14 protein-coding genes are annotated in these 20,615 nt (G+C 50.5%); 3 read left to right on the top strand and 11 right to left on the bottom strand.

What is annotated here, in order from left to right; translation table 11 throughout:
• Window positions 1-2 precede the first annotated feature (2 nt).
• Both AB8809_RS23400 and AB8809_RS23395 read left to right on the top strand, forming a co-directional pair.
• A complete protein-coding gene (locus tag AB8809_RS23400) occupies window positions 3-1,835 on the top strand; it encodes an ATP-binding protein (protein ID WP_349856924.1) in 1,833 nt (610 codons plus the stop codon).
• On the top strand, window positions 1,816-3,177 hold the full coding sequence (locus AB8809_RS23395; protein WP_349856922.1) for a sigma-54 dependent transcriptional regulator: 1,362 nt from the start codon (window positions 1,816-1,818) through the stop codon (window positions 3,175-3,177). Before AB8809_RS23400 ends, AB8809_RS23395 begins: the two co-directional genes overlap by 20 nt.
• Here AB8809_RS23395 and AB8809_RS23390 read toward each other — a convergent pair.
• The 11 genes from AB8809_RS23390 to glnA all read right to left on the bottom strand — a co-directional run bounded on the left by AB8809_RS23390 (window position 3,167) and on the right by glnA (window position 18,412).
• The gene (locus tag AB8809_RS23390; RefSeq protein WP_300996808.1) at window positions 3,167-4,237 is read right to left on the bottom strand and encodes an Ldh family oxidoreductase; all 1,071 of its coding nucleotides are present in this window, start codon (window positions 4,235-4,237) and stop codon (window positions 3,167-3,169) included. The genes AB8809_RS23395 and AB8809_RS23390 overlap by 11 nt on opposite strands.
• Window positions 4,238-4,250: 13 nt before the next feature.
• On the bottom strand, window positions 4,251-5,750 hold the full coding sequence (locus tag AB8809_RS23385; RefSeq protein WP_300996807.1) for a DASS family sodium-coupled anion symporter: 1,500 nt from the start codon (window positions 5,748-5,750) through the stop codon (window positions 4,251-4,253).
• A gap of 379 nt (window positions 5,751-6,129) precedes the next feature.
• A complete protein-coding gene (gene sucD / locus AB8809_RS23380) occupies window positions 6,130-7,002 on the bottom strand; it encodes a succinate--CoA ligase subunit alpha (RefSeq protein ID WP_300996805.1) in 873 nt (290 codons plus the stop codon).
• Window positions 7,003-7,011: 9 nt separating this feature from the next.
• Window positions 7,012-8,184 (bottom strand): ADP-forming succinate--CoA ligase subunit beta, encoded by a 1,173-nt coding sequence (sucC, locus tag AB8809_RS23375; protein ID WP_349856920.1) that lies wholly within the window; start codon window positions 8,182-8,184, stop codon window positions 7,012-7,014.
• 21 nt (window positions 8,185-8,205) lie between these two features.
• Window positions 8,206-9,636 carry a dihydrolipoyl dehydrogenase gene (lpdA, locus tag AB8809_RS23370; RefSeq protein ID WP_349856919.1) on the bottom strand — a complete coding sequence of 477 codons (1,431 nt, stop codon included), beginning with the start codon at window positions 9,634-9,636 and terminating at the stop codon, window positions 8,206-8,208.
• Window positions 9,637-9,648: 12 nt separating this feature from the next.
• Entirely contained in the window at window positions 9,649-10,857 is a 1,209-nt protein-coding gene (odhB, locus tag AB8809_RS23365; RefSeq protein WP_349856918.1) for a 2-oxoglutarate dehydrogenase complex dihydrolipoyllysine-residue succinyltransferase, read from the bottom strand.
• Between the two features lie 39 nt (window positions 10,858-10,896).
• Complete coding sequence (locus tag AB8809_RS23360) at window positions 10,897-13,644, bottom strand: 2-oxoglutarate dehydrogenase E1 component (RefSeq protein WP_349856917.1); 2,748 nt, start codon at window positions 13,642-13,644, stop codon at window positions 10,897-10,899.
• A gap of 279 nt (window positions 13,645-13,923) precedes the next feature.
• Window positions 13,924-14,046, bottom strand: a complete 123-nt coding sequence (locus AB8809_RS23355; protein WP_015842303.1) for a YshB family small membrane protein — start codon at window positions 14,044-14,046, stop codon at window positions 13,924-13,926.
• Window positions 14,047-14,189: 143 nt separating this feature from the next.
• Window positions 14,190-15,602: a nitrogen regulation protein NR(I) gene (glnG, locus tag AB8809_RS23350; RefSeq protein WP_010281648.1), complete on the bottom strand. Its 1,413-nt coding sequence runs from the start codon at window positions 15,600-15,602 to the stop codon at window positions 14,190-14,192.
• Window positions 15,603-15,610: 8 nt separating this feature from the next.
• The gene (glnL, locus tag AB8809_RS23345; RefSeq protein WP_005968247.1) at window positions 15,611-16,660 is read right to left on the bottom strand and encodes a nitrogen regulation protein NR(II); all 1,050 of its coding nucleotides are present in this window, start codon (window positions 16,658-16,660) and stop codon (window positions 15,611-15,613) included.
• Window positions 16,661-17,002: 342 nt separating this feature from the next.
• A complete protein-coding gene (glnA, locus tag AB8809_RS23340; RefSeq protein WP_015842300.1) occupies window positions 17,003-18,412 on the bottom strand; it encodes a glutamate--ammonia ligase in 1,410 nt (469 codons plus the stop codon).
• A gap of 369 nt (window positions 18,413-18,781) precedes the next feature.
• On the opposite strand from glnA, the gene typA reads away from it, so the two are divergent.
• Window positions 18,782-20,605, top strand: a complete 1,824-nt coding sequence (gene typA, locus AB8809_RS23335; RefSeq protein WP_010281652.1) for a ribosome-dependent GTPase TypA — start codon at window positions 18,782-18,784, stop codon at window positions 20,603-20,605.
• Window positions 20,606-20,615: the final 10 nt, after the last annotated feature.

The following is a 20,615-nucleotide window of genomic DNA, read 5'->3' as shown; positions in this document are numbered from 1 at the left end:
TTATGCGTAAACTTATTGATTTCAGGTCATTGTTTTTTAAGGTTATTGTTTTACTTTTACCATTGTTTTCTTTATTTTTTTTAACTGGCTGGGGTGTTTATGAATTTTATCTGAAGAGTGTGATGAACACAGATAAGATGAGATTGGACATGTATAAGGCAACGCTACATTCAACAATAGAACAATATTATTACCTGCCTTATATGATGGCGATGGATCAAGTCGTTTTTTCTGCTGTCAGAAATCAGAATGAAAAAGAAAAACTCCATGAGCTAAATCTGCATTTAAAGAAAATGAATGAGCTGACTAAAGCTGCCGCACTTTATGTCGTTGATGTGAATGGTAAGACGATTGCATCCAGTAATTGGGATGAACCTGGAAGCTATGTTGGGCATAATTACAGTTTTCGTCCTTATTTCATTCAGGCGATGAAAGGAATACTAGGGAAGTTTTATGGTATAGGAGACACGACATCTAAGCCCGGTTTTTTCATTTCATGGGCGATTGAAGATAAGGGGAAAAAAATTGGCGTCATTGTTGTTAAGATAAACCTGAAGGTGTTGGAGAATGCTTGGTCTGAAGGTCCTGATAATATTATGATTTCCGATGAGAATGGTATTGTCTTCCTCAGTTCTGATGAAGATTGGCGTATGAAAGTGCTACAGCCACTTAGCGTGCAAACTAGAAAAAAACTACAAGAAACCCGACAGTATTTTATTCAATCTTTAGAGTCCATCAACATATACACTTGTTTTTCTACTAATGATTTTATGGTCTTGAATTTTACCGCCAAAGAAAACTGTTATTTTCCAAGTCATTATTCTCAAAAAATACTTATGCCGGAATTTAACTGGACAGTGACCTTACTGTCTAATATTGAAGGTGAATATTGGTCTGTAGCGATCGTCTTTTTTGTCGTGATAAGTACTTACTCTATATTACTTGTCATTATTGGTTATGTCCGTATGAAGATGCGATCGCAATCATTGCTGAAAGAAGCAAATGAATTGCTGGAACTCAAAGTTAATGCCAGAACGCAGGAGTTAAAGGAGATTAATCAGCAGCTCATTCTGGAAATGAATGAACGAATTCAGGCGGAGAAAGGGCTGCAGAATATCCGGGAAGCATTAGCGGAGTCCAGTAAGTTAGCCGCTCTGGGGCAGATGGCAACGGAGATGGCTCATGAACAAAATCAACCGTTAGCCGCTATCCGGGCGCTAACGGATAATGCTCGAAAAATGCTAGAAAAAGAGATGTATACGCAGCTCGACCAGAATTTGAAATATATCATTTCACTGGTTGAGAGAATGACCCAGTTAATTACTGAACTCAAAACATTTGCGTGTCGGCACCGGGTACCGAAAGGACAGGCTGACGTGGTAAAAGCAATTTATAAAGCGGTAGCGTTACTTAATCACAATCTGGAAAAAAATAACGTCATTCTGCGAGTTAATGCACCATCAACCCCCTTAATCGCAATCTGTGATGAGCTAGGATTGGAACAGATATTTAGCAATCTGTTAATTAATGCGTTGGATGCAATGGAGTTATCTCCGGTAAAGCGATTGGATATTCATTTAAAACGAATGGCGGGCCGGATTTTGGTCACGATTAAGGATTCAGGGCCAGGTTTTGCACATGATGTGGTGGATCGAGTATTTGACCCATTTTTTACCACTAAAAAGCGGGGAATGGGTCTGGGGTTGGCGATAGTGAAAGAAATTATTCGTAATTCTGAAGGCAATATACAGGCAGAAAATCATGCCGATGGTGGAGCCATTTTTACTATTTCCTGGCCGGAAAGGAGAGACTCGTATGAATCAACCGAAAATTAACGTCAAAATCGTTTATGTGGAAGATAGCCCAGATGTGCGTTTTGCTTGTGAGCAGACAATGCAACTTGCTGGATATGAAGTTGTTTCCGTAGCGGATGCGGAACAAGGGCTTGCCATGATCAATCAGGAACCGACATCGATTCTAATGACTGATTTGCGCTTGCCTGGGATGTCTGGCTTGGAACTGATGAACCGCGTCCTTCAGTTGGATCCCGATATCCCGGTAATCCTGATCACCGGTCATGGTGATGTTGAGATGGCTGTAGAAGCGATGCGTGAAGGCGCTTTCGATTTTATCGAAAAACCCAGTACGGCGGAAAAAATACTGGCGGTTATTGAAAAGGCGAGGGAAAAACGGCGTTTGATTTTAGAAAATCGTGAACTGACATCTCGGTTACAACAAGGGCAAGGTCCGCTGTTGATAGGGCACAGTCATGGCATGAATCAACTGCGTGAAGCCTTAGCCAATGTCGCTGATACTTGTGCTGATGTGCTAATTCAAGGAGAAACAGGCTGCGGGAAAGAGGTGGTGGCACGCACGCTGCATCATTGGAGCTCATGTCGTAATGGTAATTTTGTTGCGCTTAATTGTGCAGCATTGCCGGAACCGTTGTTTGAGAGTGAAATATTTGGTCATGAACTTGGGGCGTTTACCGGTGCGGCTAAACGTCGGGTTGGTAAGATTGAACATGCGAATGACGGCACATTATTTCTGGATGAAATAGAAGGAATGCCGCTCAGTATGCAAAGCAAATTGTTAAGGGTATTGCAGGAGCGGACTCTTGAACGGCTTGGCGCGAATCAATTGATTCCGGTTAATTGCCGAGTGATTGCCGCAACGAAAGATGATCTTCTGGCACTGAGTAAAGATGGGCATTTTCGTCTTGATCTCTATTACCGTCTGAATGTTGTGGCGATTCGTGTCCCCCCGCTACGCGAGCGACGTGAAGACATCCCTGAACTATTTTATTGGTTTGCCAGTCGGGCGGCACAGACTTACCGTCGTCCATTGCCGGATATTTCCCCAATGTTGCTTGCCTGGCTACAAGCTCAGAGTTGGCCCGGCAATGTGAGGGAGCTGAAACATTATGCGCAGCGTTTTGTTTTGGGATTAAACACACCAGATGAAATTTCTATTACCTGCCGTGAGGCGCTGGGGTTAACTGCCAGTATTGATGCGTTTGAAAAGAAGCTTATTGAAGACATGTTGCGCCAGACGGGGGGACAGGTGAGTTTGACTGCGCGGCAGTTGATACTGCCGCGCAAAACACTCTATGACAAACTCAATCGCCACAACATCAATCCGCAGGATTTCCGTTTTACCGAATTGCCTAACAAATAAGATCGGCGGTCTGATGACGTACATCGAGGCTGATGCCTTTAGCGGTGTAAGTCATCGTTAGCCATTGCCAAAATGAAGATGACAAGGTCAGCGATTGATTCCGCTGACGTGACGCGGCTTCTGGCATTCCAGGATAAACCACCTCTGAGTTTCCTGACTGTGGTTGAGTTGCCAGAAGGTATTCCATGAAATACGCGCATTTTTGCGATGATTGATCGCAAAAATGCTCAGGTGAGAGCAGTAAGGCGAAAAAGTTATTGTGGGGCGAACCTGATTCTGCCTGATCTTCTGCGATGGTTTCTCCACCAGAGAGTATTCCCGCCATCAGTTCGATCATCAACGCCAGACCAAAGCCTTTATGCTGACCGAACGGCAGCAGCGCACCGGCTGGAGTGGTGAACAGTACTCCCGGGTCGTTTGTTGGGCAGCCACTGGCGTCAATTAACTGCCCTGCTGCGACATATTCCCCTTGTTCTGCCAGTATTCTGGCTTTATTTAGCGCCATACTGCTCGTGGCGAAGTCAACCAAAACAGCAGGCTTTCCGCCGGGAACGGGCCAGGTGAAACAGAACGGGTTGGTGGTCAGACGAGCCTCCGCGCCACCCCAGGGGGCGACGGTCGGACTTCTGCCAGTAACGTTACTAAATGACAACATGCAAAGTTCATTGTCGGCGGCGAGCTGGCCGTAATGCCCTAATCGACCGAGATGGTGACAGTGGCTAAGGGTTAAAATGCAGTAGCCATCTTGTTTCGCTTTATTAATGGCCGCTTTTGTTGCCGTTTTAGCGATGTGTTGCCCGAAGCCGCCCTGTCCATTTATTTGCAGTAAACCGTGGGTGGAGGCAGTAATATCCGCACGGGCATTCGGTTTGACCTCGCCTTTAGCGATACTATCGAGATACTTTGGTAGCAGTGCTACCCCGTGGCTGGCGTAGCCGTTTTGTTCGGCTTCGATCATATGCTCGGCGATATCCTGCGCAATATCTGCGGCACAGCCGTTAAGTTCAAACAGCCCTGTGACTAACCAGCGTAATTTTTCGGAAGAGATCGTGATTGACATGATTTTTTCTCCGTTACATGAGTCCCAGCATTGGCCATAAGGTTGCCGCGAACAATAGCAGCGTCAGGTAACCAATGATGGTCAAGCTAATACCGATACGTGTGAACTGGCGCGGGCTGAATGTGTCCGTTCCCAGACAGACCATATTTTGTGGCGCGTTGATTGGCAGGATAAAACCAAAGCTGACACTGAAAGCTAGAATGACGGTCATCCCGACTGGGTTGACGCCAAGTTCTGGCGGCAGGCTAATCAGCAAACTGATCAGAATAGGTAGAAGCGCAGCGGTCAATGCGGTGGCGCTGGCAAATCCCAGATGAATAATAATGAGGAACGCGGTCAGTACCGCCAAAATACCGATGGGGGGTAATGCGTGCAGGTTAAACCCTTTGACGACATAATTCGCCAGCCAGGATGCCGCTTGTGTATCCAACAAGGCAGAGCCGAGGCTAATTCCAATACCGAACATGAGCAACGTGCCCCATTGCACACGCTTTTCTACATCCTTCCAGTTCATCACGCCGATTCCCGGCATCAGCATGATTGCCAGCCCAGCCAGGGTCACAGAAGTCGTATCGATATTGTGCAACTTGCCTTCCGTCGCCCAAAACAAAAGCAACAGAACCGAAATGGCGATTAGACGTTTTTCCGCACTTTTTGCCGGGCCAAGTTCAGCCAGTGATTTTTTTATCGCATCTGTACCACCTTCTATCGCTTCAGTTTCCGGTGGCATCATCTTTCTCACCAGAAAAAATAGCACTACAGACATGGTGAGGCTCCAGGGCGCACCCGCCAACAACCAATCGAGCCAGCTGATCGTATATTCAGCGCCGAATGTTTTGTTGATAAAGCCAATCGAGAGTAAATTTTGCGCGGCTGATGTTTGAATACCAACATTCCAGATGCTAGTGGCTTGTGCGACAACGATCATCATAGACGCCGCCAGCCGGGAGTGTTTATCAACATTGAAGGCAGCGATCACGCCCATCATGATCGGGACAACGCAGGCGGTACGGGCTGTCGCGCTGGGGACAACCAGACTCAGCACGATAGTCACGACGATCGCGCCGATCAGAATACTGCTACTGCTGGCGCCGATGCGAGACATCGTGAACAGCGCGATGCGTTTGTCCAGCCCGGTGATGGTCATTGCGGCGGCGATAAACATCGCTGCTGCTACCAATGCCAGTGCAGAGTTCGAGAAGCCAGACAGGGTCATTTTCAATGCATTGACCGTGCCAGTCATCGTTTCTGGCTGGTGGATATCCGGCGAGAAGCCAATCATAAAAATGATCAGCGCGGAAATGACAATGGCGCTGGAAGTGTAGTCCATCGCTTCGCTGATCCAGACGATGATCGCAAACACCAGAATCGCGATCATATTTTGGCCAGCTTTGGGAATATCGTCTCCTAATGGAAGTAGCGTGATGGCGATTGCGGCGATAATCGCGATGTAGAGACCCAGATAAGCGGGTAGCTTGCTCTTCTTAATTATTGGTTTTGATACGTCAGTCATAATAACCTCGTCGTAGAGAAGTAATATTTCCTGACGGGGAATTGCAGGTCTTATGCCAGTTTGTTTTTGTTTTTAATTGATTGTTTTATATTTGTTTTTTTGTTTTTTGTGTTGTTTTTTAGGCGGGTATCCGCACAAGCCAGCCATAGGGTGTGGTAAAGCCACACAGCGTCAATTGGCGAGTCATGTCATCCGGCCGTCTGCGGTTAAAAAAGGTCAATCATGATGAAAAACTTATATTCCTGATAAAAACGTGTCTTCCTGATAAATAGAAAGGTGGGCAGAAGCGGGAAGGGTGTCGTTTTGAGCGGCGTCATTGCTGACGCCGCGAGGGGTTAACTGACAGTGAGCGCGCCGCTCACCGTCATCATGATAAGGGTCAGGCAATCGCCTCAAGTAATGTGGTGCCGATCTGGGCGGGGTTGCGCGTCCATGCCATCCCTGCGCGTTTAAACGCCTGAAATTTTTCCTCTGCCGTTCCTTTACCGCCAGCGATAATGGCGCCTGCGTGTCCCATACGTTTCCCTTTAGGCGCCGTCGCTCCGGCGATATAGCCCACGACGGGCTTACTCACGTTAGTTTGAATAAATTCCGCAGCCTCTTCTTCCGCTGTTCCACCAATTTCCCCAATCATGATGATGGCATCGGTGTCGGGATCGCTTTCAAATAAATTCAGCGCGTCAATAAAACTGGTGCCGGGAATAGGATCGCCACCAATACCAATACAAGTAGATTGACCCAGACCAAGTGCGGTGGTTTGGGCAACGGCTTCATAGGTTAGGGTGCCGGAGCGGGAGATGATTCCGATGCGTCCGGGTTGATGAATACTGCCCGGCATAATACCGATTTTGCATTCACCGGGGGTGATGATCCCTGGGCAGTTGGGACCAATCAGACGAACATCGGGATACGCTTTGAGTAAGCGTTTGGCTTTTAGCATATCTTGAGTCGGTACGCCTTCTGTGATGACCACAATCAACCCGATACCTGATTCCACTGCATCTACAATCGAATCTAGTACGGCGGGAGCAGGGACGTAGATCACACTGGCTTCCGCACCAGTGGCCGGAACGGCTTCTTTCATGCTGTTGAATACCGTTCGACCCAGATGCATTTGTCCACCTTTACCAGGCGTCACGCCGCCCACGATTTGGGTACCGTAGGCGATAGCGTGTTCAGAATGAAAGCTGCCGTTTTTTCCGGTAAAGCCTTGAACCAACACTTTGGTTTGTTTATTGATTAATACGCTCACGCTACCCTCCTAGTTATTGACAGTTGCAATGATGGTCTGCGCCGCTTCATCCAGTGTGTGGACGGGCGTAATCGGCAATCCGCTTTCTCGTAACAGCCTCATGCCTTCCGCCGCATGGTTGCCGGATAAGCGGGCGACAACAGGCAGGGTAATTTTTTCCTGTAGTAAGGCATTGATAATCGCTTTTGCGATCATGTCGCAGCGCACAATACCGCCAAAGATATTGACCAGAATTCCATTCACCTGAGTGTCGGAACTAATGAGTTTGAAGGCTTCCGTTACACGTTCTTGCGTGGCGCCGCCGCCCACATCAAGAAAATTGGCAGGTTCACCACCATAGAGTTTGATGATATCCATCGTGGCCATCGCTAGGCCTGCGCCGTTAACCATGCAGCCGATATTGCCGTCCAGCGCCACATAATTCAGATCCAGCGCGGCGGCGGCGCGTTCACGCGGATCTTCCTGTGTTTCATCTCGCAGGTCGGCTAATGCGGGGTGACGGTATAGCGCATTGTCGTCAATGGCGATCTTGGCATCGGCGCACATAAAACGGCCGTCCTGAAGGATGACCAATGGATTGATTTCCAGCAGCGAGAAATCCTGTGTGGTGAATGCTCGCCAGATGTTATCGATCAGCGTGCCAAACTCCACCAGTTGAGATTTTTCCAGTTTTAGCACGGACGCCAGTTGACGGATATGGCAAGGCTGTACGCCAACTAACGGCTCGATACTCACTTTGGAAATCTTTTCTGGCATTTCCTGCGCCACCTGTTCTATTTCCATACCGCCTTCTGCGCTGGCGATAAAGGTGACTAACTGACTGCCGCGATCCACCACGGCGCTGAGGTACAGTTCCTGACGTACTGGATAAATATTTTCACAAACCAGAACACCACTAACCGGTTGGCCTTCTGGTCCGGTCTGGTAGGTGGCCAGCCGAGAACCGAGCATATTTTGGGTGAATTCCTCCGCGCTCTGATAGTGGTTTACTACCTTGACTCCTCCCGCTTTACCGCGTCCTCCGGCATGGATTTGTGCTTTTAATACTGCCCCTTTTTCTCTATCCGCCAGTACATCCCATGCTTCTTGTAACTGAGGCAAGGCATCAATATAGATCTCGCGTGGCACTGGTAGCCCGAATGTCGCCAACAGTCGTTTTGCCTGATATTCATGTAGGTTCATATCGTTTTCCGTTTTGGATGGTCAGCCGTGCAGGGCTTGTTTATTGATGGCCAGTGCAGCTTCATGCAATACCTCGCTTAACGTCGGGTGTGCATGAACGGTACAGGCGAGATCTTCTCCGGATGCGCAAAATGCCATCGCCAACGCGATTTCATTGATGAGTTCAGAGGCTTGTGGACCGATGATGGTCGCGCCCAGAAGGCGATCGCTGGCGGCGTCAGCCAAAAGCGATACACGCCCTTCCGCTTGTCCTAACGCCATCGCTCGCCCATTTGCCGCAAATAACGCATTCCCTTTATTGAACGTGATACCACGTTGTTTAAGTTGTGCTTCAGATTGCCCTATCCAGGCGATTTCTGGATGGGTGTAAATCACCCAGGGGATCAGATTAAAATCTACTGGCTCCGCTGCTTGACCCGCGATGAGATCGGCAACCACGACACCTTCGGCCATCGCCTTGTGTGCCAGCATTGGCCCTCGAACCACATCGCCAATTGCCCAGAGTTGCGGGTGAGAGGTGCGACAACATTCATCGACTACCACCCCGCCCCGGATGTCTTTCTCCAGCCCTAACCTCTCGATCCCCAACCCTTCCAGCATCGGTTCTCGCCCAATGGCGACGATGAGTTTATCGACGACCAGCTCATGGGTTTGATCACCTTGTTCATAGGTCACCTGCACCTCATTTTTGCGTGTGACGATCTTGACGATACGGATACCGAACTGCATATGTAAGCCGTCAGCGGCCAGCTGTTTCTGAGCCTCTTTTGCCAGACGGGATTCCAGTGCAGGCAGAAAAGTCTCCGCCATTTCCAGTAATGTGACGTCTGAACCCAGCCGCTTCCAGACGGAACCCAGCTCCAGCCCGATGACGCCTGCTCCAATCACCGCCAGCCGTTTGGGGGGCTCTGTCATTGCCAGTGCCCCCTGATTATCCAGAACCAGCTCGTTGTCTACCGTGACATCGGGGAGTGCGCGTGGACGAGATCCCGTGGCGATAATGACGTGACGCGCGTGGATGATTTGTGATTCGCCTCCTTGTGTGACATCAAGGCACCAGATGCCGTCAGCGTAATGTTGCAGTGTGGCTCGACCGGCGAGCGTCGTTACGCCATTCTTCTGAAACAACAGACCAATCCCTTGAGTCAACCGTGCAACGATATCGTCTTTACGCTGAACCATTTGGGCGGCGTTTATCTGCACCGAGTGCGCGGTGATGCCGTGTTCCTGTGCTTGATGACTGATTTGGTTAAACAACTCAGAAGATTGCAATAGAGATTTGGATGGTATACAGCCCACATTCAGGCAGGTGCCGCCCAGAGAAGGATCGCCGTTGGCATTGGTGAACGCATCGATACATATCGTATCGAGTTTACGTTGTGCGGCTCTGATGGCGGCGATATAGCCGCCTGGGCCTGCGCCAATGACGGCGACGTCATACACTTTTGTCATGTTTTCCCCTTGTCAGATATCCAGCAAAAGCTGTGCAGGCGCTTCCAGCAGGCGTTTAATCGTCGCTAGTGTTTGTACGGCTTCCTGGCCGTCAATCAGGCGATGGTCGTAACTCAGCGCCAGGTACATCATCGGGCGAATAACGACACAATCGTTTTCTGCTACCGGGCGTGGCGTGATGGCGTGCATCCCTAAAATGGCAGACTGGGGCGGGTTGATGATTGGTGTTGACATCATGGAACCGAAAGTGCCGCCGTTAGTGATGGAAAATGTGCCGCCCTGTAAAGCTTCCAGCGGTAGTTTTCCTGCTCGTGCTAATTCGGCGTACTCATTGATCTGGCGCTCGATTTCTGCCAGAGACAGCAATTCAGCATTACGTAATATCGGAACCATCAATCCACGTGCGCTGCTAACCGCGATGCCTATGTCACAGTAGTCACGCCAGATGATGTTCTGCCCATCAATAGCGGCATTAACGATAGGGAATTGACGGAGTGCGTGACTGGTCGCTTTGACAAAAAACGACATAAAACCCAGTTTTACCCCGTGTTGCTTTTCAAAACGCGCTTTATAGGTATTACGCAGCGTGATGATCTCTTGCATATTGACTTCATTGAATGTCGTCAGAATGGCGTTTTCCCGCTGTGAAGCGAGTAAACGCTCGGCGATCCGTGTTCGTAGACGACTCATTGGTTCGCGGCGTTCTTGTCGGTTATCCGTCGGTTTTTTCTCCGGTATTGTGGTTGTTGCTACTGTATCTGTAGGGGGAGCGAGTATTGGCACGGCTGTGTCGGTGGGAAGCGTGTCCGTTGGTGCGCGGGTACGGCGAGCCTGCGTCAGAACATCCTCTTTTATTATTCTGTTATGGCGTCCGGTGCCCGTAACCTGCGCCAGATCGATATCCTGACGGATTGCCTCTTTGCGGGCAGCAGGCATGGCAATCGGCGTTTCGGTTGGAATTTCTGGTGTGGGGGAAGGGGCGGTGTTCTGGGGAATGATCCGCGCCAGTAGCTGGCCTGATGTAACGCTCTCGCCTTCGGCGATGAGCTGTTCGGATAACTGGCCGTCGGCTGGCGCGGGAATTTCCAGTATGACCTTGTCGGTTTCCAGTTCAGCAACAACATCATCGCGTTTGACGATATCACCAGCCTGTTTGCACCACGTTGCCAGAACACCTTCAGTGACGGATTCTGGTAGTTGTGGGACATTGATTTCTATCATTTTTTTCTCCGGTATTCGTGATTGTTTTTATGAAAATGATCAAACGTTAACGAAGTGAAATGCCTCAGCGAGAAAATCGGCTATTTGTTGTTGATGTACGGCTCTATATCCGGTGGCTGGAGCGGCGGCGGCGGGGCGTCCGGCATATTGAAAGCGCATGTTTTCGGGAAGGAGGTTATCCAGCTCATGACGGATTTGTCGCCATGCCCCTTGATTGGCAGGTTCTTCCTGAAGCCATAGCCAGTGTTTGACCTGTTGATAGGGAGAGATTGCCGCTTTGAGGGCCTGATGAGGAAATGGATAGAGCTGTTCAACGCGGATCAACACAACTTTATCAGTTAATCCCTGAGCTTCTCTTGCCTGCAAGACGTCATAGTAGACCTGTCCCGCACACAGGATGACTTGCGTGACATCTTTGGCGTCCGGGTTACGCACATCGGCGATCACTGGCCGGAACGCTCCCTCACTCAGTGCAATTAACGGACTCATAGCATCTTTGAAGCGCAGCAGGCGTTTGCTCATGAAGATAATGAGCGGCTTGCGCATATTGCTTAACATTTGTCCCCGCAGGAGATGGAACATTTGCGCGGATTCTGACGGCATCACCACCCGCATGTTGTTTTCTGCGCAGAGTTGCAACCAACGCTCTAGACGTCCTGAAGAGTGCTCGGGCCCCTGACCGTCATAACCATGCGGCAGAATGACGGTCAGCCCACAGTAGCGATCCCATTTAGTTTCGCTGGAGGAAATAAACTGATCGATGGCAATCTGAGCACCGTTGGCGAAATCACCGAATTGTGCTTCCCAGATAACCAGTTGGTCGGGGGCGGAACTGGCATAGCCATATTCATAAGCCAGAATGGATTCTTCATTCAGGACGGAGTCGATGATCTGAAAATCGGCCTGTGAGTCACTAATGTGCTGAAGTGGAATGTATTGGCGCTGATCGTCTTGTTGTGGTGTTTGGTTGTGTACTACCGCATGACGGTGACTGAAGGTACCGCGCCCAGAGTCCTCTCCTGAAATCCGTACACCAATACCGTCGTCCAGTAGAGAGGCATAAGCCAGCGTTTCCGCCATGCCCCAGTCCAACGGTGCCTCATTGCTGCCCATTTTCTGACGTAGTGCGAGCTGTTTTTGAATCGTCGGATGCGGCACGATCTCATCAGGAAGGGTAGTCACTTTGTCTGCATAAGACATCAGTGTTTTCAGGGGTAAGCTGGTGTTCGGCGCATCATGCCAGCAGCGGTTGTCAAAACGCTCCCAGAGATCATCCCTGAGAGGAGATGTCTCCACGGCGGTATTGGCATCGGTAATTGCACAGGAAGAAAGCCACTGGCGGTAGCGCTCGAGCATCCCGTTTTGCTGTTCGTTTGTTATCAGGCCGCGCTGTATCAGTTTTTCACCATAACGGGCGCGTACACCGGGGTGATTATCCACGGCCTGATACATTAACGGTTGAGTCAGGCGCGGTTCGTCACTTTCGTTGTGCCCTAATTTGCGAAAACAGACTAGATCGATAACGATGTCGCGGTTGAAAGCCATACGCCATTCACAGGCCAGTGCAATGACCTGACAAACCGCATCTACATCGTCGCTATTGACGTGGATAATGGGGGCGCCAATCATTTTAGCGATATCAGTACAGTAGTGAGAAGAACGCATGTCATGCGGATTGGAAGTGGTAAAACCGACCTGATTGTTGATAACCAGATGAAGTGTGCCGCCTGTACCATAGCCAGCGGTTTGTGAAAGGTTAAAGGTGGTTTGATTAACGCCCAGCCCTCCCAGTGCTGAATCACCATGAATGAGTAATGCCATGACTTTATCTTTACCATGACGATGGCGGCGCTGCTGTTGTGCACGCACCTGGCCTTGCACTACCGGGTTGACGATTTCCAAATGAGAAGGGTTGTAAGCCAGTGAGAGATGCATGACTCCTGTCGATGTGGCGACTTTACTGGCATAACCCATGTGATATTTAACATCGCCAGAACCCGTTCCGATGGGCTGTCGGCCTTCAAATTCGGCAAACAGCAATGCCGGATCTTTCCCCATGATGTTGACCAACACATTCAAACGTCCCCGGTGTGCCATTCCCATCACCATTTCTTCCACACCGTGCCGGCTGGCGTGACTGATTACGCCATCCAGTGCAGCAATAGCGCTCTCTGCGCCTTCGAGCGAGAAGCGTTTCTGCCCGACGTAGCGGGTATGGAGATAACGTTCCAGTGTTTCGGCCGCAATGAGTTTTTCCAGCGTGTGCAGGCTTTTCTCGGCACTTTCCTGTTGCGGGGAAAGGTGTTCGATTCGTTCCAGCCACCAGCGTTTCGCATCTGCATCGTCTACATGATCGAACTCATAACCGATATGGCCACAATAGGTTTGCTCCAGTAGTGACAGGAGTTGCCTGAGCGACATCATGGTTGTGTGGCGTCCGACGTTGACCATGAATTCGGCGGATAAGTCCTCGGTGCCCAACCCCCAGCCTGCCAGGGTGAGCTCTGGAATGGCTGATAAAGGAGAGAGAGAAAGCGGATCGAGATGGGCTTTCAAATGACCTTTACGCCGGAATGCGTCTGTCAGTTGGGTGACGGCGGCTTGTTTTTTCAGCCAGAGAACGGTGTTGCCGGGTAAGTCTCCTCCCAGAATGTCTGCGGGAGTGGTTCCAGAGGCAAAAAACGTTTTCCAATCGGCTGGGAGATCGTTGGGTGACTCTAGCCAGATGTTGTAGAGGGCTTCCAGAAATGAAGCGTTTTCGCCAGAGAGTGGGGTACGGGTTGGCATGATAGTCTCCTATGAATGTGACCTCATTTTTCTCTCCCGTGACTTAGCAGGGAATGTGCCAACCTTTAAATTTGTTTATTATCAATAATTTAATTTGTTTTGTTGCTGGGGATGTGGCTGGAAAGAGAAACAATTTTACTTCGGGTGGCGGAAAAGGTGACAAGAAGGGCTAGATGAATGTAAGGAGAGGCGATAGCGCTGTTCGATGAGAAAAAAAATAATAACAAAAACAGCCAGTCGATGTGGGCACCGACTGGCTGTTTTCTAGCTTTTATAGGATCAACTAAAGAAGTTAATCAGTGCAGCACACAGAACGGCGGCAATAGCAGCCTGCGGCGAGTGGCTCGCCGCGGAGCCAATTTCAGCACCGTGTGTTGCTACGGAAATCAATGAGTCCAGCATGGTATTCCTCCCGAATCAGCGACACGATCATACTGCTGACTCGAGGCAAGTAAAGGACAAATTAATGACAATTTCGTGCGCCAGATTGTATTTTTTATCACCAGTTTGTTTATTAACAATTGAGCAATAAAAAAGCAATCTTGCTACTCCATTCCCAGCTCTTTTAATTTACGCGTCAGGGTATTTCTGCCCCATCCCAGCAATCTTGCCGCTTCCTGTTTATGCCCCTGCGTATGTCGCAGTGCTGTCGTCAGCAACGTCCTTTCCATTTCTGGCTGTGCTTCTGCCAGCAGGTTTTGATGACCGGAACGCAGCGCGCGATCGGCCCATTGTGCTAACAGCGTAGCCCAACTGTCCGGCAGAATATGCACGGTGGAATCCGGTGCTGTTGTCTCGAACAGTTCAGGCGGCAGATCCTGAATCAATACTTCCTGACCGGCGGCCATGACCGTCAACCAGCGGCAGGTATTTTCCAATTGGCGCACGTTGCCGGGCCACGGTAAACGGGTCAGCGCTGTTTCCGCTTCTGGATGCAGATTCTTCGGCTCGACGCCCAGCTCTTTGGCCGTGGCCTGTAAGAAATAACGTGCCAGACGAGGGATATCTTCCCGGCGTTCACGCAGCGGCGGTAGATGAACCCGGATCACGTTCAGGCGGTGAAACAGATCCTCACGGAACTTGCCTTCCTGCACGCGCTGTTCAAGATTTTGGTGCGTTGCGGCGATAATGCGGACATCCACTTTCACCGCCGCGTAGCCACCAACGCGATAAAACTGTCCGTCTGCCAATACGCGCAACAGACGTGTTTGCACGTCTAGCGGCATGTCGCCAATTTCATCCAGAAACAGCGTACCGCCATCGGCCTGCTCAAAGCGGCCCTGACGAATTTGGTTGGCACCCGTAAACGCGCCTTTTTCATGGCCGAACAGTTCTGATTCGATCAGATCTTTGGGTATGGCGGCCATATTCAGCGCGATAAAAGGGGCTTTAGTACGCGGGCTGTGGCGATGCAGGGCGTGTGCCACCAGCTCTTTACCGGTTCCCGATTCGCCGTTAATCAGCACGCTGATTGACGAGCGAGACAGGCGGCCGATGATGCGAAAGACATCCTGCATCGCGGGCGCTTCGCCGATAATATCCGTTGTCGGGCCATTGATCGGTTGGCTGCGTACCGGCTGCTGCTGTTCCAGATAATGGCTGATCGCGCGCTCAACCAGCGCAACGGCTTCATCAATATCGAACGGCTTCGGCAAATAGTCGAACGCACCCTGTTGATAAGCGCTGACGGCGGCATCCAAATCGGAATGCGCCGTCATAATGATGACCGGAAGCATCGGGTGGCGCTGTTTGATTTGCTGTAAGAGCGCTAATCCATCCATCCCTGGCATGCGGATGTCGGACAGCAGAACGTCGGGCGTTTGTGTTGCTAGCGCATGCAGCACCTGATTTCCGTTCTCAAACGTTGCGCAGGTTAAACCCGCACCAGCAAGCGCGCGCTCAAGCACCCAACGGATGGAGCTATCGTCATCGACAATCCAGACTATCCCTCGTTGCATTGTGAACCTCACTGGCGAATGGGCAGGTAAACCGAGAATTCGGTGTGTCCTGGCCAACTGTTAAATTCAATTTTACCGGAATGCTGGTCGATAAGACTGCGGGCGATGGAAAGCCCTAAACCGGTTCCCCCCTCGCGCCCGCTCACCATCGGGTAAAACAGTGTGTCCTGAAGTTGAGCCGGTACGCCGGGGCCGTCATCTTCCACGTCAATACGCGCGGCGAGGCGATAGCGCACGCCGTGTAACGTAAGCTGAAAAGCCGTGCGGGTACGTATCGTAATCGTTCCGCCTTCCTCGCCCAGCGCCTGTAGCGCATTGCGGGTAATATTCAGCAGTACCTGTTCAATCTGGTCAGGGTCGTGCGTCAGCTCTGGCAGGCTGGGATCATAGTCTTTCACCAGCGTTACATTGTCTGGCTTTTCCAGTGACACGAGCTGACAAACGCGTTCGGCGACCTGATGGATGCTTTGGGTGACGTGCAGGCCGGGCTGCTGAGGCCCGAGCAGGCGATCGACCAAATTACGCAGGCGGTCCGCCTGTTCGATGATGACCTTGGTATATTCTGTCAATGCCGGATCGGGCAAGGCTTTAGCAAGCAACTGTGCGGCACCGCGTAATCCGCCAAGCGGATTTTTTATCTCATGCGCCAGACCCCGGACTAAATCACGGGCAGCCTGCTGTTGTGCATGTTGAAGCTGTTCCTGACTGAGACGGCGCTGGTTATCCATCGGCGCCATTTCCAGTAGGATAAAATCGTTTTGTACCCGCTGAGCGGTGAGCGACATGATGTGCGCTTTACCATCTACGACGAGAGTGACTTCGTTATCCGTAAAACCTTGCCCTGAATCCAGACTTTCACGCAGTAAATCGATATTCAGAGAAAAGTATCCCAGCAAATCGGGCAGCGGTGTGCCGGATAATTTACGCGAGCTTTGTGCCAGTAATTGCTGTGCTGCCGGGTTGGAATAGTGAATAGCCAGATCGTTATCCAGCAATAAGATACTGTTTATCAGGGAATTTAGGATCTGCCCAGCATCGGGCAGCGTGCCTGTTGCCATAACGCAGACTCCCGCACCAGCATGGTGCATTGTAGTGTGGATGATGGATGTTACGTCGCAACGGCCAATGCCGGCGGTGAAAAAAGCCCATCCGAAGATGGGCTGAAGCGTTTCCACGGCAACAAGAACAAACTTCTTAGTATTCTGTTGTTTATCGGTGATGGTCGGGTATCAGCACACCCAACCACACCGAGATATACCCGTCATACTTCAAGCTGCTTGTGCGTTGGCTGCGCTTACTCACCCCAGTCACTTACTTATGTAAGCTCCTGGGGACTCGTGCGGTTGCCGCCTTCACGCAACTCGAATTATTTAGGGTATAAATATTAGACGCTGTAGTTATTAAACGCTGTAGTACAGTTCGAACTCTACTGGGTGCGGCGTCATACGAACGCGGTCAATCTCAGATTTACGCAGTTCGATATACGCTTCGATAGCGTCGTCGGTGAACACGCCACCACGGGTCAGGAACTCGCGGTCTTCGTTCAGTGCAGCCAGGGCCTCGTCCAGAGAACCTGCAACTTTTGGAATCTCTGCTTCTTCTTCTGGCGGCAGGTCGTACAGGTTTTTGTCCATAGCATCGCCAGGGTGGATTTTGTTGATGATGCCGTCGAGGCCAGCCATCAGCAGTGCAGCGAAGCACAGGTATGGGTTAGCTGCTGGATCCGGGAAGCGTGCTTCGATACGACGTGCTTTCGGGCTGGCAACAACCGGGATACGGATTGAAGCAGAACGGTTACGGGCAGAGTAAGCCAGCATAACTGGGGCTTCGTAGCCTGGGACCAGACGCTTGTAGGAGTTGGTGGTTGGGTTCGCCAGGGCGTTGATGGCTTTAGCGTGCTTGATAACACCGCCGATGTAGAACAGAGCCAGTTCAGACAGGCCGCCGTATTTGTCGCCAGCGAACAGGTTAGTACCGTCTTTAGACAGAGACATGTGGCAGTGCATACCAGAACCGTTATCACCGAACATAGGTTTTGGCATGAAGGTCGCGGTTTTACCGTAAGCGTGAGCTACGTTATGCACGACATATTTGTAGATCTGAATTTCGTCAGCTTTTTTGGTCATAGTGTTGAAGCGGGTAGCCACTTCGTTCTGACCAGCAGTTGCCACTTCGTGGTGGTGAGCTTCAACAACCAGACCCATTTGCTCCATGGTCAGACACATAGCAGAACGGATGTCCTGTGATGAATCGACTGGTGGAACTGGGAAATAGCCGCCTTTCAGACCTGGACGGTGACCTTTGTTACCGCCTTCGTATTCTTTACCGGAGTTCCAGTAAGCTTCGACATCGTCGATAGCAACGTGGGAACCAGAAGTGCTGCTGCCGAAACGGATGTCATCGAACAGGAAGAATTCTGGCTCTGGCCCGAACAGGACGGTATCGGCAATGCCGGAAGAACGCAGGAAGTCTTCCGCACGTTTTGCGATAGAACGTGGGTCACGATCGTAGCCCTGCATGGTGCCTGGCTCAAGGATGTCACAACGAATGATCAGCGTGGAATCTTCGAAGAACGGATCGATCATCGCGGTGCTGGCATCTGGCATCAGAACCATGTCTGACTCGTTAATACCTTTCCAGCCGCCAATCGAGGAACCATCAAACATTTTACCTTCTTCGAAGAAGTCGGCATTGACTTGATGAGCCGGAATGGTGACGTGCTGCTCTTTACCTTTAGTATCCGTGAAGCGTAAATCAACAAACTTCACTTCGTGCTCATTCAGCATCGTCAAAACATGTTCTGCGGACATACTTGGTTCTCCCGATTGGTCATTTATCGTCGTGGAACGAATATCGTTGTGGATTGATGTTGTTGCCGTGAGTAGACTAAAGCTAAAAGTGTGCCAACTTTTTAAATGTGTGCAATGTGTTGCTACTTGGGACTTTCTCATAGAAATCCACTGCACCATTATAGTCTAAAGCACCAAAATGGTGCTCCATGTGTGAATTATTGCACTTATTTAGTGCATTCGTGTTCGCTTGTAGCGCTTTTGCACCGTGAAAGGGATCACAAAGCAGGCAGCTCTAGGTTGTTTATCATAGATGCTTGTGATCTTGTTTAGTCCCTCGATTAATACGTGTACAATAGCGCGCTATTTCTAAATGCCTGAGGCAAAGCTGTGATCGAAAATTTGCGTAACATCGCCATTATTGCGCACGTTGACCATGGGAAAACCACCCTGGTCGACAAGCTGTTGCAACAATCCGGAACGTTCGGTGAACGTGTCGAAGCAACCGAGCGTGTAATGGACTCCAACGATTTGGAGAAAGAGCGTGGAATTACCATCCTCGCAAAAAATACCGCCATTAATTGGAAAGACTACCGCATTAACATCGTAGATACCCCGGGACACGCCGACTTCGGCGGCGAGGTTGAGCGTGTAATGTCGATGGTTGACTCGGTACTGCTGGTTGTTGATGCGATGGATGGCCCGATGCCGCAAACGCGTTTCGTGACCAAAAAAGCATTTGCCAACGGTCTGAAGCCGATTGTGGTTATCAACAAAGTTGACCGTCCTGGCGCGCGTCCTGACTGGGTTGTCGATCAGGTATTCGACCTGTTCGTGAACCTGGATGCGACTGACGAACAGCTGGATTTCCCGATCATTTATGCTTCTGCGCTGAATGGTATCGCGGGTCTTGACCATACCGACATGGCGGAAGATATGACCCCGCTGTATCAGGCGATTGTCGATCACGTGTCTCCGCCTCAGGTTGAGATGAATGCGCCGTTCCAGATGCAGATCTCTCAGCTGGACTACAACAACTATGTTGGCGTTATCGGTATCGGCCGTATCAAGCGCGGTAAAGTGAAGCCTAACCAACAAGTGACTATTGTTGATAGCGAAGGCAAAACTCGTAACGGTAAAGTCGGTAAAGTTCTGACTCACCTGGGTCTGGAGCGTATTGACGCAACCGAAGCGGAAGCAGGCGATATCATCGCGATCACCGGTCTGGGCGAGCTGAACATTTCCGACACCATCTGCGATCCGCAGAATGTCGAAGCGCTGCCAGCACTGAGCGTCGATGAACCTACCGTTACCATGTTCTTCAACGTCAACACTTCACCGTTCTGTGGTAAAGAAGGTAAGTATGTTACGTCGCGCCAGATTCTGGAGCGTCTGAACAAAGAGCTGGTGCACAACGTTGCCCTGCGCGTTGACGAAACCGAAGATGCCGATGCGTTCCGCGTTTCTGGCCGTGGTGAATTGCACCTGTCGGTTCTGATCGAAAACATGCGTCGTGAAGGCTTTGAACTGGCTGTATCACGTCCGAAAGTTATTAACCGCGTTATCGACGGCCGTAACCAAGAGCCGTTTGAAAACGTGACGCTGGACATCGAAGAACAGCACCAGGGTTCAGTCATGCAAGCCATGGGTGAGCGTAAAGGTGATGTGAAAGACATGATTCCAGATGGCAAAGGTCGTATCCGTCTGGATTACCTGATCCCAGCTCGCGGTCTGATCGGCTTCCGTACCGAATTCATGACCATGACGTCTGGTACAGGCCTGCTGTACTCCACGTTCAGCCACTACGATGATGTGCGTCCGGGTGAAATCGGCCAGCGTCAGAACGGCGTACTGATCTCTAACGGTCAGGGTAAAGCCGTCGCGTTTGCGCTGTTCAGCCTGCAGGATCGCGGTAAGCTGTTCCTCGGACACGGTGCAGAAGTGTATGAAGGCCAAATCATTGGTATTCACTCACGTTCTAACGATCTGACAGTAAACTGTCTGACCGGTAAGAAACTGACCAACATGCGTGCATCAGGTACTGACGAAGCAACCACGCTGGTTCCGGCGATCAAAATGTCTCTGGAACAAGCGCTGGAGTTTATTGATGACGACGAACTGGTTGAAGTTACGCCACAGTCTATCCGTATTCGTAAACGTCACCTGACCGAAAACGATCGTAAACGCGCTAGCCGCGGCAGCAAAGACGTCTAATTTCAGACAG

It is taken from the genome of Pectobacterium aroidearum (assembly GCF_041228105.1).
Classification (GTDB): Bacteria; Pseudomonadota; Gammaproteobacteria; order Enterobacterales; family Enterobacteriaceae; genus Pectobacterium; species Pectobacterium aroidearum.
Note: the sequence above shows the minus strand (reverse complement) of the source record. Positions and strands in the feature narration are given on the sequence as shown.

Coding starts and splice junctions, on each gene's coding strand:
- lpdA (WP_349856919.1), bottom strand. CDS start 9,636: ATGACAAAAGTGTATGACGTCGCCGTCATTGGCGCAGGCCCAGGCGGC.
- odhB (WP_349856918.1), bottom strand. CDS start 10,857: ATGATAGAAATCAATGTCCCACAACTACCAGAATCCGTCACTGAAGGT.
- glnL (WP_005968247.1), bottom strand. CDS start 16,660: ATGGCAACAGGCACGCTGCCCGATGCTGGGCAGATCCTAAATTCCCTG.
- AB8809_RS23395 (WP_349856922.1), top strand. CDS start 1,816: ATGAATCAACCGAAAATTAACGTCAAAATCGTTTATGTGGAAGATAGC.
- AB8809_RS23400 (WP_349856924.1), top strand. CDS start 3: ATGCGTAAACTTATTGATTTCAGGTCATTGTTTTTTAAGGTTATTGTT.
- AB8809_RS23385 (WP_300996807.1), bottom strand. CDS start 5,750: ATGACTGACGTATCAAAACCAATAATTAAGAAGAGCAAGCTACCCGCT.
- glnG (WP_010281648.1), bottom strand. CDS start 15,602: ATGCAACGAGGGATAGTCTGGATTGTCGATGACGATAGCTCCATCCGT.
- sucC (WP_349856920.1), bottom strand. CDS start 8,184: ATGAACCTACATGAATATCAGGCAAAACGACTGTTGGCGACATTCGGG.
- AB8809_RS23360 (WP_349856917.1), bottom strand. CDS start 13,644: ATGCCAACCCGTACCCCACTCTCTGGCGAAAACGCTTCATTTCTGGAA.
- AB8809_RS23355 (WP_015842303.1), bottom strand. CDS start 14,046: ATGCTGGACTCATTGATTTCCGTAGCAACACACGGTGCTGAAATTGGC.
- AB8809_RS23390 (WP_300996808.1), bottom strand. CDS start 4,237: ATGTCAATCACGATCTCTTCCGAAAAATTACGCTGGTTAGTCACAGGG.
- glnA (WP_015842300.1), bottom strand. CDS start 18,412: ATGTCCGCAGAACATGTTTTGACGATGCTGAATGAGCACGAAGTGAAG.